This is a genomic window from Luteimicrobium xylanilyticum (assembly GCF_009429125.1).
GTDB lineage: Bacteria > Actinomycetota > Actinomycetes > Actinomycetales > Cellulomonadaceae > Luteimicrobium > Luteimicrobium xylanilyticum.
Map to the genome: position 1 here is coordinate 3978630 of NZ_CP045529.1, position 20231 is coordinate 3998860.

The window sequence follows — 20231 nt, forward strand, 5'->3', positions numbered from 1 at the left end:
GGCGTGACCGACACCAGCCTGCACTCCGCCCGGCACGGCGACGCGCCTCCGGCATCCGTCGCCGTGATCCTCAACCCGAACCGGCTCGACGACCCCGACGCCCTGCGCGGGCGCATCGCCGAGCGGCTCGACGAGGCCGGCTGGCCCGAGCCGACCTGGCTCGACACGACCGCCGAGGACCCCGGCACGGGCCAGGCGCGCCAGGCCGCCGACGACGGCGCCGAGGTCGTCCTCGTGTGCGGGGGCGACGGCACGGTCCGAGCCGTCGTCGAGGGGCTCGCCGGCACGCACGCCGCGCTCGGCGTCCTGCCGGGCGGCACCGGCAACCTGCTCGCCGGCAACCTCGGCATCCCGACGAAGCTCGACGACGCGCTCGACGCCGTCCTGAGCGGCGACCGGTGCCGGATCGACGTGGGCACGGTCGCCGACGACGGGGCGGACGACCCCGAGCCAGGCGACGGCACCGCGTTCGTCGTCATGGCGGGGATCGGGGTGGACGCCGCGATCATGGACGACGCCCCGACCCGCCTCAAGAACGCCGCCGGACCCGTCGCCTACGTGGTGTCAGCGTTCAAGCACCTGTTCGACGACGAGCTGCACGTCGAGGTCGTCGTCGACGACGGCGAGCCGCTGCGCCGCCACGCCCGCTCCGTGATCGTGGGGAACGTCGGGCGGCTGCAGGGCTCGCTCGACCTGCTGCCCGACGCCGAGGCCGACAGCGGCGTGCTCGAGGTCGCCGTCCTCGCGCCGCGCAACCTGTGGCACTGGCTGCACCTGCTCGTCGGCGTCGCGCTGCGCCGTCGGCACGTGCCCCGGCGCGAGGTGCTGCGCGGCTCGCACGTCGTCGTGCGGACCACGAAGCCCGAACGGCGTCAGGTCGACGGTGACGTGATCGAGCCGTCCGCGGTGCTCGACGTGACCGTCCGGCCGGCGGCGCTGCGGGTCTGCGTGCCCTGCGGCTGCTGAACCCGCACGTCCCGGCGCAGGTAGCCCCACGCGAGGACCATGCAGACGGTGCCGTTGAGCAGCCCGAACGTCACGTCGAGAGGCGCGTGCATGCCCCGGTAGAGCCGCGCCGTCGCGACGCAGAACGGGATCAGGAGCGCGACCACCGTCACCGTCCGGCGCAGCCCGTCGTGCCGGATCCGCTGCGCGACCAGGGCGACCGTGAAGTAGAGCGCCGAGCTCGCCGAGGTGTGGCCGCTCGGGAAGCTCGACGTGGGCGGCGAGTCGTCGAGCTTGACCACGTCGGGGCGCTCGCGGCCCACGACGGTCGCCGCCGTCGCGAACACCATCGCCTGCAAGGACAGTGCGAGCGGTGCGACCACGGCGAACCACCACTGGCGCGTCCACCACAGGACCAGCAGCGCGACGAGGACGCACACGCCGATCGCGTACGGCGTCGACCCGATCGTGCTGAAGACCGCGCTGACCGTGGTCAGCGCGCCGGTGCGGTGGTGCTCGAACCAGCGGTCGACGGCGTCCTCGGCGCGGAAGCCGTCGAGGACGTGCACGATCACGAGCCCCGACGCGACCACGACCGCCCACCAGGCGACGGCGGGCAGGAGCGCGCGGACCCCGGCGTCGCGCAGCGCGGCGGTCACGCGGGGCCGGGTCGGGTCGAGCTCGTAGCGATGGACGAAGCGGGAGCCGGCGGGGGCGGCTGCGGGCTGGGTCACGGGTGGTTCACGGGTCCTCTCGAAGGGTCCGGGTCGAGCTTCAGATGATGGTTCCAGCCGTGGTACCCGACGTACGACGCGCCGGCCAGGCCGCCACCGAGCAGCATCCCCGCGACGACGTCGGACGGGAAGTGCACACCCAGCAGCACTCGGTCGAGGCCCGTGAGCAGCACGAGCACCCCACCCACCACGGGCACCACGACGCGGGCCCGCGGTCCGAGCAGCGGCCAGAAGAGGAGCGTGAGCGTCACGGTCGTCGCGGTGATCTGCGTCGCGTGGCCGGACGGGAACGACGAGCCGGGCGCGTGCGCGACGGCGTCCTCGACGACCGGCCGAGCACGGCCCACGAGCGCCTTGACGCCGAGCTGCAGCGCCCAGGCACCCCCGATCGTGCCCGCGGCCCACAGCGCCCGCGTGCGCAGGCCGTGGTGGCGCCAGCCGAACCAGGCGCACGTCACGAGGCCCGCGAGCGCCACCCACCGCACGTTGAAGACCTCCTGCCAGACGAGCAGGACGTCGTGCGCGACCGGGTGTGCGCGGGTCCAGTCGGTCGTGGCGTCGATGACGTCGTGGTCGATCTCGACGTTGACGTCCGACTCGGCTCTGACGAGGTACGCGAGCACCGCGACGGGCACGACGAACGCGAGCCCGAACCCGGCCGCTCGGAGCAGCGCGCGTCGTCGGCGGGGTCGGGTAGGCATCCTGGGAGGTTATGCGGCGCGGAACCCGAACGCCCGCCGGGACGCGGGCCGCACACGCCTGGTCCGCTCCTCGTCGACACCGACGGCCGCAAAGCCCCTTCTGCTCGGCCTCTCCTCCCGCGATCCGATTGGCGAAGATCTGCTATGTGATCCATGTCACAGACGTTGCGTCCGGTACTTGCAAGGAGGAAACGTTCTGACGTGCGGTGACGGGTGGTTGCGTCTGAGCAAATTTCACCCCTTCGATCGTTCTCGGGGTGCCCGTGGCTCCTGCGGGCCTGGGGGAGACGGGTTGTCTGGGGGCGGGCGTGGCGCGTACTTTCTGCTCACCATCGCGAGCCGAGGTATCTCGTGGGAGCGCTCTGGGGCCTGGCCCGGTCATGGGTGCGGGTTTCGGTTGTGCGGCCCGTCAGGGGCGCGGGGGATCTGAGGGGTAGCGCGCAATGGGCGTGTTCTCTGATGTGTTCGGTGTGCCTGGTTCGTGGCGTAAGTCCGCTTTGGTGGCGGGCGCGGTGGCTGCGGTCGCGGTGGGCGTGGTCGAGGTCCCGGTGGGTGCGGCCCGCGCCGACAGCATTGCGGACGTGGCGAAGACGGCGTCGACGAAGGTGTCGGCGTCGCGTGACCCGCAGGGTGATCTGACTGCTCCGGACACGGTGTCGGCGTCGGTGAACGCGCGCCTGGAGGGCGAGCGGGTCGAGGACCTGTCTCAGCGCACGGAGGACTCCTCGACGTTCGCGTTGCCGGACGGGTCGTGGCAGACCTCGTACTCGACGGGCCCGGTGTGGGTGCGCAAGGGCGGTGACGGAACAGCCCTGGCGGACTGGGCGGCGCAGGACTCGACCCTGACGAAGAACACTGACGGGTCGTTCACGCCGGCCGCGCAGGTCGGGGACATCAAGATCTCGGGCGGGTCGAAGGCCACCGACGGGACATCGGTGGTCGCCTCGTTCACGGACCCGCAGACCGGGGTCGCCTCGCAGCTGACCTACCCCGGTGACCTGCCCGCACCAACCGTGGCGGGTCCGCGTGCGACGTATGCGGACGTGCAGCCGGGTGTGGACATGGTGGTCCAGGTCACCGGCACCGGGGTTGAGCAATTCTTCGTGGTGAAGTCCAAGCCCACGGACCCGGACGCGTTGAACCTGGTGACCGGGCTGGCAGCGTCAGGCAACGCAGCGACCAGCCAGGGTGTGGTCGCCAAGGCACCTGATGCCACCGGGGGCGGGGACGTCGCGAAGCTGGTGACGAAGAAGGGCGACACGGTTGCGGCGATCGACAGCCCGCAGATGTGGGACGCGACGTATGACGCCCAGCTCGCGAACCCGGTGACCAAGGCGTGGAACCCGGACGCGAACCCGGGCTTGTGGGCTGGGACCGCCCAGGGCGCGAAGCAGTCGGCGGACCCGGCCCCCGCACCGACCCAGACCCCGACCGAGGGCACGAACGGCCCGGTGTTCGACCCGGGCGCCAGCGCCCCGGTCGCGACGAAGGTCACCGCGAAAGCCGCCGCCGCGACCGTGGACCTGACCACTGCCGCTTCGGGAGACGACACTGCGGGCGACGACTCGGCCGGCGATGGGTCGAGCACCGATCAGGACGCGGGGAGGCCGACGAGCGTGGCGGACTTCCTGTCGGATCCGGCCACGGTGTTCCCGGTCGTGGTGGACCCGACGATCAGCCTGAAGTTCACGTTCGACACCTACGTGCAGACCGACGCCACGATCGACGAGTCGTCCAAGACTTCGTTGCAGATGGGCACCTACGACGGGGGGACGACGAAGGCGCGGGTGTTCTTCACGATCTCGACCCCGCAGGTCAAGGGCAAGGTCGTCTCGTCGGCCACGATGAAGCTGTGGGAGTCCCACTCCTACTCGTGCACCGCGAAGGGGTGGGGCCTGTACTCGACCGGCGGGTTGGCGACGTCGGCGACCCGGTGGGCGACCCAGCCGACGATGCCGACGAAGTACGCGTCCTCGACCCAGACCAAGGGGTACTCCTCCTCCTGTGCGGCGGGGTGGGTCTCGATCGACGCGACCAAGCTGGCGCAGAAGTTCTCCACCACGACCCAGACGTCGCAGGGGATCGGGATGAAGGCCGACTCGGAGACCGACTCCTACGGGTGGAAGATCTTCAACTCGGGCAACGCGACGTCGGGCAAGCCGACGTTCTCGGTCACGTACAACTCCTACCCGAACACCGCGAAGTCCGGAGCGATCTCCCCGTACGTGTGGTACCCGGCGAACGACACGACCGGGCAGCTCGAGGTCAAGTCGTTGACCCCGACGGTGAAGGCCGTGGTCTCCGACCCCGACGGCGGGAACGTCAAGGCGCAGTTCTACCTCACCGACTCGAGCGACTCGGACAAGGTGATCTGGAACTGGGTGTCCGGGTCCACGGTCGCCTCGGGCGGCACGTCCTCGTACACCCCGACCACGAACTTGCCCGCGGGGCACACGTTCGTGCTGAAGATCCGCGGCAACGACGGGACGCTGTCGTCCCAGACCCTCTACACGCCGTGGACGTCGTCGGGGAAGTTCACGTTGAACACGGTGCATCCGGCGACCCCGACGATCACTTCGGACCACTACACGAACGGGCAGTGGCTTGCCGCGGTGCCGTCGTCGAACAAGTTCACGTTGACGGCCTCGAACTCTGACGTTGTCTCGTTCGAGTACAAGGAGAACTCGGCATCGGCCTGGTCCTCGATCGCCGCTACGGCCGGGTCGGCGCCGTCGGCGACGTTGTCGTGGAACCCGGCCTCGGGCAAGAACACGCTGCAGGTGCGGGCCGTGGACAAGGCGGGCTGGACCTCGGACACGCCCGCGACGTTCCTGTTCGGGGTTGGCGGCCCGAAGCTGTCCGCCCCGGCCAGTGGGTTGAAGTCCACGGACACGTTCGCGGTCTCGGCGTCGGCTCAGCCGGCCCTGTCGGGGACGGTGACGCCGCAGATCCAGTGGCGCCTGGCGAAGACGACGACGTGGCCTTCGACCCAGGTGCAGACACTGGGCGCGTTGGGTGCGGGTGTGGACGCGGCCGTGAACGGGACGAAGTGGTCTGCCGCGGCTGCCGCGTCCACGCTCGGGCAGTCCCGGGTGCCGACGACGTTCGAGGTCCGGGTGTGCTTCGTGTACTCGGCGGGCTCGACGCTGTGCACGTCGACCTCCACCGTGGTGTATGTCCCGCACGCGTTCGGGGACAACTACCCGACCGCGGACGCGGGGCCTGGCCAGGTCGCGTTGTGGACCGGGGAGTTCAACACCTCGGCGACCGACGTGTCGGTGCCCGGGTACACCGGTGACCTGTCGATCTCCCGGACCTATTCGACGTTCGCGGACCCGAGTGACTCGAACGTCTTCGGGCCTGGGTGGGTGTCCTCGTTCGACGGGACCGACTCCGGGGCTGCGGGGTATCAGGTCGTGGACGGCACCCAGTCCGACGGGACGATCGCCTTGGTCGACGACGAGGGCGAGGCCCTGGTCTACGCGGTGCCCGGGGCGCTGGCCGCCCAGCCGGTCGGCACGTACACCCCGGTGGACGACGACACCGCCGAGGAGGGCGCGAAGCTGGTCGTCGACACCATCAAGGGCGGTGACCCGGACAACCCGACGGACACGACCACGTCGTGGAAGCGGATGCGGCTGGTCGAGGACGACGGCACGATCACCACGTTCAAGTACTACGGGTCGAAGGTCTGGCGCGGCGTCGGGGTGATCGAGCCTGGCAACGCCAAGGCAACCACCCTGGCCCACGACACGTCCGGTCGGGTGACCCAGATCCTGGCCCCCACAGCCCCGGGAGTGGACTGCACCACGTCCCTGGTTCCCGGGTGCCGGGCCCTGAAGCTCACCTACACCACGGTGGCCGGTAAGAGCCAGGTCTCCAAGGTTGACTACGTGGCCTACGACCCGGCGACCGACGCGATGGCCACCACTACGGTCGCGACCTACGCCTACAACGCCTCGGGTCAGCTGACGTCCGTGACGGATCCTCGGAGCGGGCTCGTGACGGGGTACACCTATGGCGGGACCTCGGACTCCGGTGAGCCGCTGCTGACCTCGGTCACCCCGGCCGGTTCGACCAAGGCGTACCGGTTGACCTACGGGTCCGTGACCGCTGCCGCCGCCGTCAACCAGGGCCTGCAGCAGGTGACCCGTGACCCGTTGACGGGCGCGGTCGCCTCCCCGGTGGCCAGGTTCGTGTACAAGGTGGGGCTGTCCGGGACCGGGCTGCCCACCCTGAACGCCGCCCAGGTCGCCAAGTGGGGCCAGGACACTGCACCCACCTACGCTGCCGCCGTGTTCGGGGCCGACGCGTCCAGCACGAACGACTGGGCCCGCGCGGACCTGCAGTACACCGACGCGAACGGGCGCGTGGTGAACACCGCCTCCTACGCGGCAGGGGCCTGGCAGTTCACCTCGACCGGGTACGACGACGCCGGCAACGTGATCCGATCCCTGGACCAGCGCGGCATCTTCGAGATTCTGTCGTCGAAGGACGTCGGGCAGATGAACCAGGACGAGCTCGACTCCTACGCCACGATCACCAAGTACAACGACCCGGTCGTCTCGACCGGCGCGGCGACCATCCCCGACCCCGCAGACGCGACAAAGACCACGACCCTGGCCAAGGGGAGCGAGCTCACGCCCGCGAACACCCTGGTGACCGACGTGTGGGCGCCCGCGACCGACGCCGGTGAGGGCAACCCGGTCCGGACCCACACCCACACCGACTACGACCAGGGCGCACCGAACTACGGGGTCAACAAGACCACCGGGATCGCGTTCCGCCTGCCGACCACCGTGACCACGACCCAGGTCTCCGACCTGGACACCACCCCCGCGAGCGGTGAGACGGTGATCGCGAAGCAGACCACCGGGTACAACCCGATCGACGGAGCCGACAACCAGAGCGCCACCTCCGGGTGGATCCTCGGTGCCGGCACCACCTCGACCTCGCTCGCGAACGTCAGCACCGGTGCCGTGATCACGACCAAGACCCTGTACGACGCTGAGGGCCGCACGATCAAGACCGTCGGCGCGAAGTCGAACGGGGCAGACGCGGGCACCCAGCTCACGACCTACTACACGGCCTCGGCCAACACGACGGTCGCAGCCTGTGGGACCACGGGTTCGTCCGACCAGCAGTCCCGCCGGGCCGCGGCATGGGCCGGGCTGGTGTGCCGCACCGCGACCGCGGAGCCGGCCCCGTCGGTCCCTGTGACCACCACCCAGTACGGGCTCTACCTGGCACCGGCCGTGGTGAGCGAGACCAAGGGATCGGTCACCCGAACCACGACCACCACGTACGACACCGCCGGGCGGGCGACCAAGATCCACACCGCCGTGACCGGCCTGACGTCCTCGACCCCGGTCGACGACACCATCACGTCCTACAACCCCGACACGGGGCTGGTCGACTACACCGCGACCCAGGACCCGTCCACGCACGCCGAGACCGGCCGCACCTCGACCACCTACGACGCCTGGGGTCGCACCCAGTCCTACAAGGACGCAAACGGCGTCATCACGTCCACGACCTATGTCCCGACCGCGACCTCGACCGCAGCCTCGAACGGTGCAGGTAGCGTCGCGACCGTGGCGGACAACCAGTCGTCGACCGCGTACACCTACGACGCGTCGGGGAACACGACCAAGCAGGTCACGACCGTCGGGTCCGCGACGTACACCTACGGTGCGACCTACGACGGGGTGGGGGACATGCTCACCCAGACCCTCCCGGCCGGGATGACCCAGACGAACGAGTACTCCCGTGACGGGCAGCAGATCGACATGGCCTACAGTGCACCGGACGCGACCGGCACGGTCGTGCCGCTCCTGGCCTGGTCGATCAGTTCCGACGTGCAGGGCCGAACCGTCCAGGTCGACACCAACGCCGGGTCCGGGGACTACACTGTGGGCCGGTTCTTGGACTACAGCTATGACAACGCGGGCCGGTTGACCGACGCGGTCGAGCAGCGAGGGGACCAGTGCCAGGACCGGGCCTACACCTTCGACGCGAACGGGAACCGGACCGGGCTCACCACGACCACGGGTACTGCCGGGACCAACACCGATGGGGACCCGGACTGCACGCAGGCCGCCCCGGTCGCCACCGTGGCAAAGACGTGGTCCTACGACGCGGCGGACCGCGTCACCACGGACGCCGCTATCTCCACTACGCTCCAGGCGACCGACGACGACGGAAACCCCGTCACCTCGCCCGCGGTCCCGTCCGGCGGGGCTACTGCCTACACCTACGACGCGCTCGGCCGGGTCACCACCCTGCCCGCAGGTGACACCCCCACAGCACAGGCCGCGCAGGCCGCCGGGCAGGCCGTGACCTCCGGCGACGTCACGATCGGGTACTACGACACCGACGCCGCCCACACCACCACCTCCGGCGGCACCACGACGACCTACACCCTGGACCCGGGCGGACGACGTTCCATCTCGACGATCACCAAGGACGGGGCGGACACCGTCACCACGACCCGCGACTACGGGGACGACTCGGACAACCCGTCGTTCGCGACCCAGACCACCGGCACCGGTGACCCTGTCGTGAGCGTCTACGGGTCGTCCATCGGTGGTGACCTCGGGTTCACCGACACCGATGGCGTCGGGTCTTTGGATCTCGCGGACCCGCACGGGGACACCATCACCACCGTGACCGTCCCCACCGACGAGTCCACCGTCCAGCTCGGCGCGGTCCAGTGCTTCGACGAGTACGGCAACCAGGACACCGACCTCACTACCTACGACGAAGACGGCAACCTCACCGCCGGCCAGGCCACCAGCCCCGTCAACACCGGCGCACTGACCTACGGGTACCTCGGCGCCAAACAGCGCGCCACCGACACCACAGGCCTCATCCTCATGGGCGCCCGCCTGTTCAACCCCGCCACCGGCCAGTTCACGTCCATGGACCCCGTCGCGGGAGGGAACTCCACCGCGTACGCCTACCCCCAAGACCCCATCAACAGCTTCGACCTCAACGGCCAATGGGGCTTCAGGAAGTGGGTTCGGAAAGCGTGGCACGCCACCGGAACAGCGTCTCGCTGGCTGACGAAGAATAAGACGATTGGCCGAGTATGCGCTGTTGCGTGGGGCTGGGGCGGAACGGCCTGCAGCGTGGCCTACACCCTGGCATATGCCCGGCAGGGGCGCTGGGGACAGGCCGCCCTGAGCGCTGCGGGAGCTGTCGGCGGTGGCCTCGTCACGCACGCGGTTGTCCGGGGAATGAACCGGGCGTATCGCACTTCCTACAACATGGCACGCCACACGCGCTATCCGCTTCCGCACCACCCGAGCAGGTCCTACAGGATCGCTCGCTATCATTTTAGCGAAGTCGCGGGCCTCGCGACAGGAAACGCTATCGGCGGGGCTGGCTGCCACTTCCGCTCGCGTTGGTGCTGACCATAGTGGACCAAGGGTGGAGCTGTAAGTAATATGCTGCTGTTTAACACACGTCTCGCATGGGCACCACTGACACTATCGCTGGCGATGTCAGCAGTTCTAGCAGCGATCTCATTCGTCCCTAGGGACATCGAAGTTCGCGGTGCCTTATGGTTTCTGATCGCTGCCGTACTGTTGGTTGGTGCCTTTCGCGCAGCGTACTGGCGCTACGTAATTGGCGAAGTTGCGGTGGTAGTAGACCCGGAAGGCAACAGCATCTGCATAACTAAGCGCGGCCGAGAGCTCGCTCGTATAGACCTCGATGACCTGGCGAAGGTTGAGACTGAACTGGGGTCAGACTGGCCCGAACTGTCGAGATGGGCAGTTTTTCCTAGGATCGCCTTCCGGACCAAGGGAGGGCCAGTGCTTTCGCAGAAGGTGGTAATGCGCGACAGTCAATTACTGCTCAGCGCAAGAGACCTAGCTACTGAGCTAAACGTACCGGGGCCAGACGACTAGGGAGGTCTACCGCTTCATCGCGGGCACCGGTTAGGCGCGATGCGCCGGACGACTTGCGCGAGTTCCATCGCAAAATTCTGGGAAGTTCGACGACTACCAGGTGATCTTCGCTGCACCAAGGAAATCGAACCCACCACTAGCACTGCATAGTGCCCGGTGTTCAGCGCCAAATCGACCGTTTCTGACCGGCCGGACGACGTCGGCGACACGCCGGAGGACGCGCCGGTCAAAACCCCCTCTCAAAACTTCCCGCCGGTCACAACCCCGGCGGGACGTTTTCGCTACGGTCACCGCCATGGGACATCTCTTCGGATACGCCCGGGTCTCCACCACGGCGCAGAGCCTCGACGGGCAGGTCGACGCGCTCACCGGCGCCGGCGTCGACGAGCGCTGGATCATCCCCGAGACGGGGTCCGGTCGTCGCGACGACCGACCGGAGCTCACCAAGCTCCTCGGCCAGCTGCACGCGGGGGACACCCTCGTCGTCGTCCGGCTCGATCGGCTCGGCCGGTCGGCCGCCCACCTCGCGACGTTGGTCCGAGATCTGGACGAGCGCGGGGTCACGCTGCGATCGCTCACCGAGGCGCTCGACACCTCGACGCCCGGTGGACGGTTCGTCGTCCACGTCCTGGGTGCAATGGCACAGATGGAGGCCGACCTGATCCGCGAACGCACCCTCGAGGGGCTCGCGGCCGCCCGAGCGCGGGGGAGGGTCGGTGGCAGGCCGCGCGTTATGACCGAGGAGAAGATCGCGGCCGCGCGCTCCGCGCTCGACGACGGGCAACCGCTCGCGTCCGTAGCCCGCGTGCTCGGCGTCTCCGAGTCGAGCATCCGCCGGCACGTCCTGCCCGCCCCCGCTGTCGGAAGCACCAACTAAGATCGGGCACGAACTCAGGCCCCGTCGCATCGGTGTCCCCCCTGCACGCCCCGGGGCCTGCGTGCGCCATCAGGTCATACTGGAGCCCGCCGTGTACGTGAGGGACTGTTGCACGGGTGGCGAATACGCAAAGCCCGGTCAAATCTTGGCCATCCATCGGCGGCTCACGGGCTGCCGCCGCGCAACTGTCGGCACCCGCTCCTAGGGCCTAGAATCGCTCCATGAGAGAGTCGCAATCCATACGCTGGAGCTGGCTCCTGGTTGCGATCTGCGCACTCGCCCTTTTGATCGGGTCACTCATTCTTCAAACTGGCTCCTGCGACGCGGGTGGCGGCGACTGCACCTCGGGTCCAGTAGGAGGCGCTCCTGGCGTTGTGGGCCGCGTCGTGGTGGCGGGCGTCGTAGCCTCGTACGCCACATGGCGCGCCCTAAAACGTGGCGGCCCCCGCTGAGGGCCCCACGGCACTCCGGCGTCCCGTGAGGCCCTCAGCCCTGATCCACCGTCGATGATTCGTGGTGGCTGTCGGTGACGTTTCGGGGTTCGCGGTTGTGGATATCTGGGGGGTGGGTGTGCGAGAGTCGCCGCTCTTGGCGGCTCTTCCACGTCGGTTCTCCGGTCGTGCCCGTGGGGCCAGGTGGTCAGGATGTGGCCGCCAGGGGCGGGCCGATGGCGGTGTCCCACAGGTTCGTCCATGCCTGTGCCCATGGCCATCTGGTGGGCAGGTGCATGATCAGGCGCCGCCCGGTCGTCGCGAGGCGGGCGGGGGTCGCGATGATCTGCCGAAGCACGGTGGCCATGCGCGCCTTGCCTGTGCCGGCTGCGACGGCGGCCGCGCGAGAGATGTTGAACGCCATGACCGCGCAGGCGAGCCAGGCCGCGTTCGCGGCGAACTTGCCCGAGGGCAGGTGCGCGAGCGGTCCGGCCTTGAGCTCGGCGATGACCTGTTCGACGATCGCGTGACTTCGGTGGAAGGAGTCGGCCTGGACCGCGCTGAGCGTGGTGTTCGTGATGAACGCGTGGTGGCGGTAGACGGTGAACAGCTCGCCCTGGTCGGTGCTGGGCGCCTCGCCCAGCCGCTTGACTCGCCGCACGACCAGCCGGCAGGCCACCTGCTGGTCGGTCTTCTTGGAGACGAACGCGACGAAGTCGGTCTCGGCGACCTCGGCCTGCGAGACCCACTGCTGGGCTTCGTCATCCCAGATCGCGTTGGGGTACTGGATCGGGGTCCACGAGTCGTCGGGGATCTGGGAGATCGCCTTGTTCACGGTGGGCCAGGCCGGGATCGTGAACGAGAACCACGCCCCGGCCTTGATCGCGGTGTGGACGTTCTTCGCCGTAGCGAACGCCGAGTCCCCGCGCACCCACGCCCGCTGGTTCGCTCCGGTCACGGCCCTGAGGGTGGTCAGGGCACGCTTGATGTGCCAGTCGGCGCCCTTGCCGGACCTGGTCGAGCCCCGGCGCAGCGAGCACTCGGCGACCACCGGCGCGCTCGAGGGCGTGCTGATCGTGGTGATCAGCGCGTTCAGCCCGCGGACCCCCGAGTACCCGAACCCCGCGCCGTCCTTCGCGTGGCCGTGGACCTGGCGGATCGTGTCGTCCACGTCCACGAACACCAGGTCATCGGTCCCGACCAGACCGGGCACCTTCGTCGCGAGACCGCCCAGCAGGCGGCGGTGCGCAGCGTGCAGCTGCAGCACGTGCCCGTGGGTGAACGAACGCAGGAACGTGCCGATCGTCGAGGGCGCCCTGACACCGCCGAGCACCCGGGCGGTGCCACCGGACCGCAGCACGTCCAGGTCATCGATGCTGTCCGCACCCGCGAGCATCCCCGCCACGACCGTGCGGACCTTCGCCGCGACGTTCGCCACCGGCAACGATGACGCCCCGGCGATCGCAGCGCTCAACCCAGCCGTCTCGGCCAGCTCGATCACCGGAACCAGTCCCGCAGAACCGATCAGGTTCGGATCGTCGAAGACCGGGACGATGCCATGGCATGCTTTCACTTACCGAGTGCCCCTCTACCAGGTTCCGATGTTGGCGTCGCAATCAACATCTTCCCAGGCCAGAAGGGCACTTCGGCTATCAGGGACGCTCAACGACCCCCACAACGCGGTGGATCAGGGCTCAGGCGGCGAGTGCGACCTGAGTGGTGATGATGGTCTCGAACTCGATCGGGGTCAAGCGTCCCAGCCGCTGCTGTCGGCGGCGTCGGTGGTAGGTGCGTTCGATCCAGGTGATGATCGCGATCCGCAGGTCGTGGCGGGTGGCCCACCTGCGCCTGTCGAGGACGTTCTTCTGCAGGAGCGCGAAGAACGATTCCATGGCTGCGTGTAGTCAAGTCTTCTGGCCCCACTTGTCGTCGTGAATTCTGGCCCCTGCACGGTAGTGCTACTTGTTGCGTGGGGCGCGTGTTTTGGTGATGCGGAGGCGGTAGGACTCGGTCCCGGTTTGCAGGATGTGGGCGTTGAAGGTCACGCGGTCGACGATCGCGGCGACGAGCCTGGGGTCGGGGAACACGGTGCCCCATTCGCTGAAGGGCAGGTTGGTGGCGATCGCGATGGAGGACCTCTCCTCGCGTTCGGTGATGATCTGGAAGAGGAACTCGGCGCCGCGGGGGTCGGCGTGGACGTAGCCGAGCTCGTCGAGCAAGAGCAGGTCCAGGCGCGCGTAGCGGGCCACGGTGCGGGCCAGTTGCCGGTCGTCGGCTGCTTCGACGAGCTCGTTGATGAGGTTCGCGCAGGTGGTGTAGCGCACGGCCTTGCCCAGCTCGCAGGCCGCGATGCCGAGCGCGATGAGCAGGTGGGTCTTGCCAGTGCCCGAGTCACCGAGCAGGACCACGGGTTCGCCGGCGTCGAGGTAGGTTCCGGTGGCCAGGGCGGCGAGGGTCGCACCGTCGACCGCGGAACGGGAGGTGTCGAAGTCCGCGAGGCGTTTGGTGCGGGGGAACTTGGCTTCCTTGATCCGCCTGGCGCGGCGGCGTTCGGCGCGGGCGTCGACTTCCGCGGTCAACACGTCGGCGAGGTAGGCCAGGTGGGTGCGCTGCTCACGCAGCGCGCCGGCGGCCAGGGGCCCGGCCTCGGCGCGCACGGTCGGCAAGAACAGGTCCCTGGTGGCGACGTTGATCGCGGCCAGGGCGGCGTCCTCGCTGGTCATCGGTCGCTCCCGGTGAGCAGGGTGTCGTAGCCGTCCAGGGTCGGGGCGGGCCGGTCGTAACGGGCCACGGCGCCGAGGTCGATCACGGGCGCGACGGGTGGTTCGGCGCCGCGGCGGGCATCGATGATCACGCAGGCCGCCTCGATCACCCCGGTGTCAACGGCGGTGCGCATCGCGGCCTCGAGTGCCGCGGCGGGCAGGGTGCGCTGGGCCAGGAGGATCTCGATCAGGTCCCTCGTGCCCGGCCCGTCTCCGCGTTTGGCCCGGGCCGCGTCCCAGTAGGCCTGGTGCGCGAGCGTGAACACCCCGGCCTTCTTGGCCTGCTCGAGAGCGCTCGCGCCCGGTAGCGCGCCGGGCTTCCTTGCGAGGATCTCCAGGTAGTGGTCCAGGTCCAGGACATCGACGTACTTCGCGGTGGCCCGCTCGTGGGTGGCCACGGTCTGGGCCCCGTCGCAGACCTCGACGCTGGTCGCGCCCAGGCGCACGGTCAGGCGCCGGGCGACGTAACGCACCGGGACCGAGTAGTAGGCCTGACGCACGCACACCCGCGACCGTGAGTCGACCTTCGCGGACAAGATCGTCGCCGGGTCGAACCCCTCACCGGGCAGCGGCAACAGCGCCTGGGCCTCGGCGGCGAACTCGACCCCCACGCATGCGTGGTGCCCGGTGATCACCCGGTCGTCGTCCGCGTCGTCACCCGCGGCGATCAGATCGTTCAGGGCGCCCATCGAGGCCACCTGCGGCACGGGCGTCAGGTGGCGGCGGCGGAACCGGCCGATCTCGCCCTCGATGCCGCCCTTCTCGTGGGCCCCTTCCTTGCCCGGGATACAGAAGAACGAGTCGAACCCGTAGTGGCTGCGCAACGCGGTGAACCGGTCGTTCTCCTCCCGGTCACGACCCTTGAGGATCCGGACCACCGCGGGCTTGAGGTTGTCATACCGGACCCGGGCCGGCACTCCACCGAAGTAGGCCAAAGCACGCACGTGCCCCTCCAAGAACGCCTCGGACGCCTGGTTCGCGAACCCGTAGTGGAACGCCTTGCCCGACGCGGACAGCCGCATCGCGAACATCCAGACCTTCACGTCCGCTCCCGCGAGCAAGACGTGGAACTCCCCGAAGTCGACCTCGGCCTCCGCGCCCGGGTCGTGGGCCTGCGGGACGAACACCTCGACCTTGTCCAAGCCCAACTCACGGCGCCGCACGGCGACATACCGCGAGACGCTGACCTCCGACACGTCCGCCCCGTGCTCAGCCACGAGCCGCTGCCAGACCCGCCGGGCCGTGTGCCGCTGCTTGACAGGTGCCGCCGCGTCCGCGACCAGCCAGGCGTCGATCACGTCCCGGAACGGGTCGACCGCGGGCCGGCCCCGCGGCGAGTACTCCTTACGCGCAGGCGGGACCGGCGAGGCCAACGCCGCCCGCACCGTGCGCCTGTGGACCTTGTGCCGCGCAGCGAGCTCCCGGATCGAGAGCCCCTCCCGGCGGTGATCAACACGGATCTCCTCGAACAGCTCCACCCTGGACCTGACCATCCCGACCTCCCCGACAACCCTTGTCGAGAAGATCTGAACCCCGGGGTGGGGCCAACATTCGTGACGACACGCGAACCCACCCGACCCGCGCACCCACGACCCCAAACGGGGCCAGAATCCGCGACGAAACCGGCACCAGGTGGGGCCACTTCAGGTGACCACACTCACCATGGCGGCGTTGTCGCCGGCGGAGGCGACCTGGCCCATGGATCCGACCAGGTCGTGGGTGCGCAGCGCGGCCAGGAATTTCCGGCTTCGGAATTGGCTGCCCCTGTCGGAGTGGACGATGCAGCCGGTCACGTCGGCGCCGTCCACGGCCCGCCGGGCGACGGCGTTCTCGAGCGCCTGAACCGCGAGGGACGACTTCATCCGCGAGTCGATGGAGTACCCCACGATCCGGTTCGAGTACACGTCCTTGATCGCGCACAGGTAGACCTTGCCCTCGGCTGTGGGGTGCTCGGTGATATCCGTCAGCCACAGCTCGTTCGGGGTCTCGGCGGTGAAGTCGCGGTTCACGAGGTCGTCGTGCGAGGGCGGTCCGGGCCGCTTGCCGCCCTTGCCCTTCTTCTTGCCGAACACGCACCACCACGAGTTCTCCGCGCACCGGGCCCACATGGTTCGGTCGCACGCGTCGTGCCCGGCCTCCCGGGCCTCGTCCACCAGCAGCCGGTACCCGTACTCCGGGTCGTCGGTGTGGGCGTCGAACAGGGCGTTGGCGAGGTAGGCCTGCTCGATCTCCCGGGCGGTCACGGGCGCGGTGAGCCACCGGTAGTAGGGCTGGCGAGCGAGGTCGAGCACCCGGCACGTCACCGCGACGGGGATCCCGTCGCCGGCGAGCTCACGGACGAGCGGGTAGCTCATTTTCCCGGCAGGTGCGCCTGGGCGAAGTACGCCGCAGCCCGGCGCAAGACCTCGTTCTCCTGCTCGAGCAGGCGCACTCGGCGACGTGCTTCACGCAGCTCGGCCGACTCGGACGCGGTCACGCCGGGCTTGGCGCCGTCCTCGACGTCAGCGGCGTGCATCCAGTTGCGCAGGCAGGACTCGGAGATCCCGAAGTCCTTCGCGATCTGCTTGACCGGGGCCTCGCCGCGACGGGCGACGGCCACGACATCGTCGCGGAACTCCTTGGGGTGGGGTGCGGGCACGATGAACATCCTTCCAGCAGCGCCTCACGGCACCACACGTCGGATGTCACCTATCCGTGCAGCAGTCCCGCGCTCACCGGGGAGCACATCGGGATTCGCGGACTGGAAGGGAGGCGTGTGGAGCGCGGCCGCTGCCCTCAGCACGAACACGAGCAAGTAGATCTGCGGACCGGCCGCACCCCTGTTTTTGAAACCCCCAGAACCAGCTTCTGACCGGGTCCACAAACCGTCGGTTCTGCCGAGTCCGCTATTCGTCAGCGTGCCCGGCCGGGGGCAGCGACGGCGCTGGCGGACTGCGTCAGCCCCTCACCGCCAAGATCGACTCCAGCTGCCTGCTTGACGACCGGGGCGGTGGCCGGGTCATCGATCACGGCCGATCGGTCCCGGGGAAGGAAACCCGCCGCTTCTGCCTGGACTGAGCTTGTTGAGTGGCTGGTAATCAGACCGAGGGCGAGAGCGGTGATCGTCCGCTCGAGCTGAGCGGCGAAGTCAGCCTGGATGAACCGTAGCGATGGATCGTTGTCATATGCCTGTCGCAGTGCGTCGGCGGGGTGGGTGTGAGACCACAGCGCGCCCGCGAGCACGATCGTCGTGGTAGCCACCTCCAACGCGTCGCTGTAGTGAATCTCGGGAAGCATCCGGTGGAGGAACGCTGCGAAGTCGGCCAGGCTGTCGTGGGCGCCGCGCTTGTATGCAGCCACGGTCGCCGTCGAGACGTTGTGCTCCAGGACTGCGGCCTGGGCGCTTAGGAGCTCGCAGAGCATGGTGTGGGCGGCGAACGACGCGGCGACAGCGGAGGAGATCGCCGCCACGCGCGCCCGTACCGATGCACCCTTGACGAGCAAGGCGGGCAGCTCCCCCATCACTTCAGCCATGAAGTCGTGCGCGAGCAGCGCGAGCAGTTCCAGCAGGACCGCTTCACGAGACTCGAAATAGCGCAGCACGTTGGACTTGGCCAACCCGACATGACGGCTCAGCCCGGTCAGGGTGAGCTCGGAGACAGGCATGTCGGCCAGCATCGCTGCCGCAGCCTGCAGGATCTCCCGTCGTCTGACCTCGCGCTGCTCCTCGCTTCGCGCACGCTGAAACGTACTCACGCCGACATATTACAGACCGCAGGTCTCTTGCATGGTGGCGGGCCGCCTGTTAGTTTAGAGACCGTCGGTCCGTTACAGATCGGCGGAGCCTCACACAAGGGAGAAACGAATGAGCGCCAAGGTCGCACTCGTCACCGGGGGGTCATCCGGCATCGGTGAGGTCACCGCGCTGCGCCTGCAGAAGGCGGGCTTCGCCGTCTACGCGGCGGCCCGTCGCACTGATCGAATGGCCTCGCTACGCGAGGCAGGGATCCACACCATCGCACTCGACGTGACGGACGAGGCGTCGGCGGCTGACGCGGTGCGCGACGTCGTCCAGGCAGAGGGACGGATCGACGTGCTGGTCAACAACGCCGGCTACGGCTCCTACGGGGCACTCGAAGAAGTGGATCTCGCCGAAGCCCAAGCTCAGCTGGACGTGAACGTGCTGGGGCTGGCGCGGCTCACCCAGCTGGTGCTCCCGACCATGCGCGCCCAGGGCAGCGGCACCATCGTCAACATCAGCTCGATGGGCGGCCGATTCGCAACCCCTATGGGCGCCTGGTACCACGCGAGCAAGTTCGCGGTCGAGGGCCTCAGTGACGCGTTGCGGTTGGAGCTGAACCGATTCGGCATTCACGTCGTCCTTATCGAGCCCGGCTCGATTCAGACCGAGTGGGGCAGCATCGCCGCCGACAAGCTGCGCGCAACCTCCGGTCATGGCCCATACGCCGAGCAGGCCAACGCCATGGCCGCCTCGCTCGAGTCGAGCTCCCGACCGGGTGCGCGAATGACGAGCCCCGCCGACGTCGTCGCCCGTGCGGTGACCAAGGCAGCCACCGCACGCCGGCCACGGACCCGTTACCAGATCGGCTTCGGTGCTCGCCCGATGATCTGGCTCAGCCGCGTGCTGCCCAACCGCACGTTCGACACCCTCATCAAGCGAGCCTCCAGCGTCCCCGCGTAGACACCGAACCGGGCAACGTCTCCGCATCACAGCGAAGGAGCATCTTCCATGTCGAACAACACAGGGCGCCCGCGGGCGCTGATCGTCCTGTCCTCCGCCAAGCGGTTGCCACTGGCCGAGCCGAACTCCCACCCCGGGATCTCGACCGGGTTCTTCCTGGTCGAGCTCGCCGCAGTGATGGCCCAGTTCGAGGAGACCCACGACTTCGTCCTGGCCACTCCCGATGGCGCTGTCCCTCAACTGGACATCAACGGCCTGGCCCTAAACTTCCACGGCGCCGGCTCCCTGGGGCCCGCCACGGTGCGGCACACCATCCAGACGGACGCGGAAAGGCTGACGCCCGACCAGCTGCGCGAGCGCAATCCGAAGCTGGTGGCACGCCGTGAGGCGGAGCTGGACCTCGCCCGCCGCCAGCTGGGACGCTTGCCGGTCTCCGAACCCCTGCCCAAGACCGACCGCGAGGCGATCTCCATCCGCGACGAGGTCATCGCAAGCTTTGCAGGTGTCCCGGAACGGGACTACTACTCGATCCGGCAACTGGTGTCGATGCACCGCGACCCAACCAGCGCCTTCTCGCTGACGGACTTCGACTTCGTCCACATGCCCGGCGGCCACGCCCCCATGGTCGACTTCTACGACAACCCATGGATGGGGGAGCTGCTGCACACGCTGCACGAGGCGGGCGTGCCGATCTCACTGATCTGCCACGCGCCGATCGCCCTGACGTCCGCCCGATACCGCGTCCTTCCGGACGGCACGGTACGAACGAACGAGAACCACGACTTCACGGGCGCACACATCACCACGGTCCCTCGATGGGGGGAACGGTTCATGCTCGCTTCCCAGTATCCGAAGGTCCCCGGTGAGAGGACACGTCTGCCCTACTACGTCGACGTCGCCCTCAAGGACGCCGGCTATGACGTCAACCTGACGCTGAACCCCACCGCCGTCAAGGTGATCTGGGACGAATCACGCGAGGTCCTCACCGGCAACGGTCCTCAAGCCGTGGACGCGCAGACCGCACGTCTAGTCGAGCTGCTCGGGCAGCGCGAGACCACCGTCACCACCCACGCCACCAGCTGACATCCCTGCGGCCCCTCTCCCCTTCCACAGCCTGGAGAGTCGATGAAGGACCCAGCGCCGGACCGACCCCAGCCACGCGATCAGCACCTCGTCCCCATCCGCAA

At 68.8% G+C, this 20231-nt stretch carries 11 protein-coding genes and 2 pseudogenes; 5 read left to right on the forward strand and 8 right to left on the reverse strand.

Annotation, left to right across the window (positions count from 1 at the left end):
- Positions 1–3 precede the first annotated feature (3 nt).
- Positions 4–966: a diacylglycerol/lipid kinase family protein gene (locus KDY119_RS17685; RefSeq protein WP_227994423.1), complete on the forward strand. Its 963-nt coding sequence runs from the start codon at positions 4–6 to the stop codon at positions 964–966.
- Here KDY119_RS17685 and KDY119_RS17690 read toward each other — a convergent pair.
- The gene (locus KDY119_RS17690; RefSeq protein ID WP_153022607.1) at positions 873–1679 is read right to left on the reverse strand and encodes a phosphatase PAP2 family protein; all 807 of its coding nucleotides are present in this window, start codon (positions 1677–1679) and stop codon (positions 873–875) included. The two genes, KDY119_RS17685 and KDY119_RS17690, sit on opposite strands and share 94 nt — an antisense overlap.
- On the reverse strand, positions 1676–2380 hold the full coding sequence (locus KDY119_RS17695; RefSeq protein WP_153022608.1) for a phosphatase PAP2 family protein: 705 nt from the start codon (positions 2378–2380) through the stop codon (positions 1676–1678). The genes KDY119_RS17690 and KDY119_RS17695 overlap by 4 nt, the downstream gene beginning before the upstream one ends.
- A 512-nt stretch (positions 2381–2892) precedes the next feature.
- On the opposite strand from KDY119_RS17695, the gene KDY119_RS17700 reads away from it, so the two are divergent.
- Both KDY119_RS17700 and KDY119_RS17705 read left to right on the forward strand, forming a co-directional pair.
- Entirely contained in the window at positions 2893–9795 is a 6903-nt protein-coding gene (locus KDY119_RS17700; protein ID WP_153022609.1) for a DNRLRE domain-containing protein, read from the forward strand.
- A gap of 793 nt (positions 9796–10588) precedes the next feature.
- Positions 10589–11170 (forward strand): recombinase family protein, encoded by a 582-nt coding sequence (locus KDY119_RS17705; RefSeq protein WP_036947912.1) that lies wholly within the window; start codon positions 10589–10591, stop codon positions 11168–11170.
- Between the two features lie 639 nt (positions 11171–11809).
- On the opposite strand, the gene KDY119_RS17710 is transcribed toward KDY119_RS17705, so the two are convergent.
- The 6 genes and pseudogenes from KDY119_RS17710 to KDY119_RS17740 all read right to left on the reverse strand — a co-directional run bounded on the left by KDY119_RS17710 (position 11810) and on the right by KDY119_RS17740 (position 18098).
- Positions 11810–13174, reverse strand: coding sequence for an IS1380 family transposase (locus tag KDY119_RS17710; protein ID WP_036944155.1), 1365 nt, complete (start codon positions 13172–13174; stop codon positions 11810–11812).
- Positions 13175–13295: 121 nt separating this feature from the next.
- A pseudogene (locus KDY119_RS17715) lies at positions 13296–13502 on the reverse strand (IS3 family transposase); the annotation flags it as partial.
- A 57-nt stretch (positions 13503–13559) separates the two neighbouring features.
- On the reverse strand, positions 13560–14324 hold the full coding sequence (gene istB, locus KDY119_RS17720; protein ID WP_036955996.1) for an IS21-like element helper ATPase IstB: 765 nt from the start codon (positions 14322–14324) through the stop codon (positions 13560–13562).
- Positions 14321–15856 (reverse strand): IS21 family transposase, encoded by a 1536-nt coding sequence (gene istA, locus KDY119_RS17725; protein ID WP_036955993.1) that lies wholly within the window; start codon positions 15854–15856, stop codon positions 14321–14323. The genes istB and istA overlap by 4 nt, the downstream gene beginning before the upstream one ends.
- 162 nt (positions 15857–16018) lie before the next feature.
- A pseudogene (locus KDY119_RS17730) lies at positions 16019–17001 on the reverse strand (IS3 family transposase); the annotation flags it as partial.
- Between the two features lie 254 nt (positions 17002–17255).
- Positions 17256–18098 (reverse strand): TetR family transcriptional regulator, encoded by an 843-nt coding sequence (locus KDY119_RS17740; protein WP_194174277.1) that lies wholly within the window; start codon positions 18096–18098, stop codon positions 17256–17258.
- Positions 18099–18207: 109 nt separating this feature from the next.
- Between KDY119_RS17740 and KDY119_RS17745 the strand changes: the two genes are divergently transcribed.
- Both KDY119_RS17745 and KDY119_RS17750 read left to right on the forward strand, forming a co-directional pair.
- Positions 18208–19044 carry an oxidoreductase gene (locus KDY119_RS17745; protein ID WP_036955601.1) on the forward strand — a complete coding sequence of 279 codons (837 nt, stop codon included), beginning with the start codon at positions 18208–18210 and terminating at the stop codon, positions 19042–19044.
- Positions 19045–19092: 48 nt separating this feature from the next.
- A complete protein-coding gene (locus KDY119_RS17750) occupies positions 19093–20127 on the forward strand; it encodes a DJ-1/PfpI family protein (RefSeq protein ID WP_051137041.1) in 1035 nt (344 codons plus the stop codon).
- The last annotated feature ends 104 nt before the right edge of the window (positions 20128–20231 follow it).